Raw genomic sequence first — 1,006 nt, forward strand, 5'->3', positions numbered from 1 at the left:
GTTCCCCGCTCGGGCGGGGTGACTGAGGGTGTCGCCGTCGGATCCGCCCGGGAACCCGGGATCGTCCGGCGCGTCCGGGGACCCGACATCGGCGGAAGCCTCGGGAGCGACCCGCTTCGAGGTCCCGGTCGACACGCGGGCACCGACGGGGACGACGAACGCCTACCTCGTCGACGGCCTCCTCGTCGATCCGGCAGCCGAGACGGACGCACTCGACGCCGCGATCGAGCGGATCGGCGTGGGCGCGCTTGACGCCATCGCCGTCACCCACTCCCACCCGGACCATGTGGGTGGCGTCGCCACCTACGCCGATCGCACCGACGCGGGAGTGTACGCGCACGCCGACCACGTCGATCGCTTCAGGGCGGCGACGGGTGTCGACCCGGATTCGACGTTCCGCGACGGGGATCTCCTCGGATCGACGGGGGTCCGCGTCCTCGATACACCGGGTCACGCGCCGGATCACGTCGCCTTCGCGGTCGAGGGGGGCGCGACCGAGGGCGGCGCGGACGCGCCACGGGAGCTGCTCTGTGGGGACCTCGCGGTCGCGACGGGCAGCGTCGTGGTCGGAGCGCCCGAGGGCGACATCGCCGCGTACCTGGAGAGCCTCGAAGGAGTCCGTGACGCCGGATACGACCGGCTTTGGCCGGGTCACGGTCCCGCGATCGACGACCCGGAGAACGCCTGCCAGCGGCTGATCGACCACCGGCTAGCGCGCGAACGCCGCGTGCTTGAAGCGGTCGGGAACGGGGCGACCGACCTCGACGGGGTGCTCGCCGCCGCTTACGAGAAGGACCTGTCCGGCGTCGAGGATCTCGCACGGGCGACCGTCCGAGCGCATCTGGAGAAGCTGGTCGCGGAGGGGCGGGTCGACGACTCGTGGGGCGAGCGGGCGTAAGGTCGGCCGGGCGTACGGTCGGCTTCGGGGGGCGCCGGCAAAGCGTCGTGCCGGCTACGGCTCCGCCTCGAGCTCGCCCGCGATCGACGCCAACGGGGTCTCCGTCAC

Annotated in this window: 1 protein-coding gene; it reads left to right on the plus strand. The window is 73.0% G+C overall.

The annotated features are described in order from the left end of the window. The first annotated feature begins 28 nt into the window (after positions 1-28). Positions 29-898, plus strand: coding sequence for an MBL fold metallo-hydrolase (locus tag ACFQEU_RS16545; protein ID WP_379783927.1), 870 nt, complete (start codon positions 29-31; stop codon positions 896-898). Positions 899-1,006: the final 108 nt, after the last annotated feature.

Origin of the sequence: Halorubrum tibetense (genome assembly GCF_042661865.1) — an archaeon.
Taxonomy (GTDB): domain Archaea; phylum Halobacteriota; class Halobacteria; order Halobacteriales; family Haloferacaceae; genus Halorubrum; species Halorubrum tibetense.